Source organism: Rhizobacter sp. P3_B12 (genome assembly GCF_056402895.1).
The window spans coordinates 1-3,082 of the sequence record NZ_JBFUGN010000758.1; the positions used below are offsets into that span (position 1 = coordinate 1).

Consider the following 3,082-nt stretch of genomic DNA (forward strand, 5'->3'; position numbering starts at 1 on the left):
GCTACGAGACCACGCAGATGCGCCGCGCATCCGAGCAGCTGATGCGCCGCTACTACTGGGCGGCCAAGGCGGTGACGCAGCTGAACCAGATCCTGGTGCTGAACATCGAGGAGCGCATCAACGGCTCGCAGGACGCGCCGATGCGCCCGATCGGCACCCACTTCTTCGACCGCGCCGGCATGCTCGAGGTGGCGAGCGACGACCTGTACGAGCGCGAGCCGCACACCATCCTCGAGACCTTCCTGGTCTACCAGCAGACGCCCGGCATCAAGGGCCTGTCGGCGCGCACGCTGCGGGCGCTGTACAACGCCCGCGAGGTGATGGACGGCGATTTCCGGCGCGATCCGGCGAACCGCGCGATCTTCATGCAGATCCTGCAGCAGCCCGAGGGCCAGACACATGCCTTCCGGCTGATGAACCAGACCAGCGTGCTGGGCCGCTACCTGTGGGTGTTCCGGCGCATCGTCGGGCAGATGCAGCACGACCTGTTCCACGTCTACACGGTGGACCAGCACATCCTGATGGTGCTGCGCAACGTGCGGCGCTTCTTCATCCCGGAGCATGCGCACGAGTACCCGTTCTGCTCGCAACTCGCCTCCACCTGGGACCGGCCGTACGTGCTGTACATCGCCGCCCTCTTCCACGACGTGGCCAAGGGGCGCGGCGGCGACCACTCCGACCTGGGCGCCACCGAGGTGCGGCGCTTCTGCCGCGACCACGGACTCGACAAGGACGACACCGTGCTGGCCGAGTTCCTGGTGAAGGGCCACCTGACGATGTCGCGCATCGCGCAGAAGGAAGACCTGAGCGACCCCGAGGTGATCGAGAACTTCGCGCAACTGGTGGGTACCGAGCGCCGGCTGACCGCGCTGTACCTGCTGACGGTGGCCGACATCCGCGGCACCAGCCCGAAGGTGTGGAATGCCTGGAAGGGCAAGCTGCTCGAGGACCTGTACCGGCTGACCTTGCGCGCGCTGGGCGGCGCCACGCCGAACATGGACGCCGAGATCGAGGCGCGCCGGCAGGATGCGCGGCACACGCTGAACCTGTACTCGCTGCTGCCGGGCACCGAGGTGCCGCTGTGGAAGACGCTGGAGCTGAGCTATTTCGCGCGCCACGACGCCGGCGACATCGCCTGGCATGCGCGCTCGCTGTTCCGCCACGTGACGAGCACCGAACCGATCGTGCGGGCGCGGCTGTCGTCGGTGGGCGAAGGGCTGCAGGTGCTGGTGTACGCGCCCGACCGGCCCGACCTGTTCGCGCGCATCTGCGGCTACTTCGACGGCGCCGGCTTCAACATCCTGGACGCGAAGATCCACACCACGCGCGCCGGCTATGCGCTCGACACCTTCCAGGTGATCAGCCCGCAGATGGAGCAGCACTACCGCGACCTGATCTCGCTGGTGGAGACGCAGGCGGCGCTCGCGCTGAAGGCCGAGGGCCCGTTGCCGGACCCGAGCCGCGGCCGGCTGTCGCGCCGCGTGAAGTCGTTCCCGATCACGCCGCGGGTGCTGCTGCGCCCGGACGAGCGCGGCCAGCGCTGGCTGCTGTCGGTGTCCACCAGCGACCGCTCCGGGCTGCTGTACGCGATCTCGCGGGTGCTGGCGCGCCACCACATCAACCTGCAGCTCGCGAAGATCACGACGCTGGGGGAGCGGGTCGAAGATACGTTCCTGATCGATGGTTCGGCGCTGCAGCAGAACCGCACTCAGATCGAGATCGAGAGCGAGTTGCTGGACGCGATCACGTAGTGCGCTTGAGTTGGATGAGCCTGTCTGGCGACTCGATCGACAGCTGTCGCGCTGACCGGCTACCCGATACAGCTGTGGCCGAAGACACGCTTGTCGGTGCTGCCTGCAGCTTGACTCTCGGTCGCTTGAAGGCGCTGTGTTTCGGAACTGCGTCTCGCCTACTGAGATGGAACAAACATGTGGATGAGAACTGAGGTTCGCTTGTCGGGCTGGAACTGCTTCGTGACGACAAGATACTTGCCCACCGGCAACGAAAACGAGAGCCGCTCAATGCCCGCATCTGATCCGGCGTATGCAGAGTCGAAAATCACAATTGATGAGGACTGGAAATCGATCGACAGCACCTCCGCGGGATCGCCGAAATCAAGTGGGCCGGCTGACTCAAGCAAATTTTCCATGTCGGCACCAGGATCGCCGTAATACACACGCACGATTTTCGGGAGCTCGTTCCGTGGATGCCAGATTGATGTTTCGAGCGGCATGTCCCCGAGTACCAACGCAGTTCGATCCCCCAGGGTCAACTTGCCAAGGTAGTCGCGAATAGTGCAGGCCCGCTGATAGTCGTTCAGAGATCCAGTCAAACTTGGCAATGCAGCGCTTCCGGAGACGCCATGCCAACGATCAACAGCGTCAAGTTCGATGGAGATCAAAGGCCCACCGCCCGACAGAATTGACTTCATTTTCGCGTCACCTACTTATTGACGCGGAAGCCATCGAATGCGCCCGCCTTGTTCGTTGCTGCAGCCGAGACATTGTGGGTAGTACCTTTGCGATTTTCCTTCAGGATTGAGTTTGGTCGGATCCTGATGATCGCCAACCCAATTTTTGCTCTTCGTTCCTGGATCCTTTGTTCCACAGGTGTGGCACCCCTCTCGATCACCAATTTCGTTGATCTTCTCCTGCTCTTCTTTCGTAGGACGCGACGTTGTACCAACGGGAACGGACTCACCCGCGTAGGATCCTGGCCCAACCTTGCTTGGAACATTGTTGCCTGTCTCGGTCGACAACCCATCAGCGGCCTGTTCCTCGGAATCGCCGACAGACAGTACCGCATCGACCATTTTCCACATAACCGATCCGTTCTCGGCTTCCTTGTGGACGTGCTCGCGAATCCCGCCGACCACTCTCGTGGTTGTGGCGGCCCCCGCGTTCAGGCCCTGCTGGAACGACTTCTGAGCTGGCGTGCCTGGTGCGGCCATCAGCACGAAGTTCGGCGGCCCCGGCCTGAAGAGCCCTCCCAGGCACGACGATGTGCAGGTCAGGTTCGGGGCCGGGAGCGTGGGGCCACCGCTTCCGGTGATCTTCACCTGCTCCATCACGAAGAGCTCGGG

General features: G+C 63.4%; 3 protein-coding genes. 1 reads left to right on the forward strand and 2 read right to left on the reverse strand.

Annotation, left to right across the window (positions count from 1 at the left end):
- Positions 1-1,751: [protein-PII] uridylyltransferase (locus tag AC1D01_RS27505; RefSeq protein WP_477872050.1), on the forward strand; the 1,751-nt coding region annotated here is incomplete at its 5' end.
- Between the two features lie 158 nt (positions 1,752-1,909).
- Here the strand turns inward: AC1D01_RS27505 and AC1D01_RS27510 are convergent.
- Both AC1D01_RS27510 and AC1D01_RS27515 read right to left on the reverse strand, forming a co-directional pair.
- Positions 1,910-2,431: an Imm21 family immunity protein gene (locus AC1D01_RS27510; RefSeq protein WP_477872052.1), complete on the reverse strand. Its 522-nt coding sequence runs from the start codon at positions 2,429-2,431 to the stop codon at positions 1,910-1,912.
- A gap of 15 nt (positions 2,432-2,446) precedes the next feature.
- On the reverse strand, positions 2,447-3,082 hold a 636-nt coding region (locus AC1D01_RS27515; protein WP_477872053.1), incomplete at its 5' end, for a hypothetical protein.

What these genes read in the sequence shown, in the direction of transcription:
- AC1D01_RS27510 (WP_477872052.1), bottom strand. Translation starts at nt 2,431, where the DNA reads ATGAAGTCAATTCTGTCGGGCGGTGGGCCTTTGATCTCCATCGAACTT.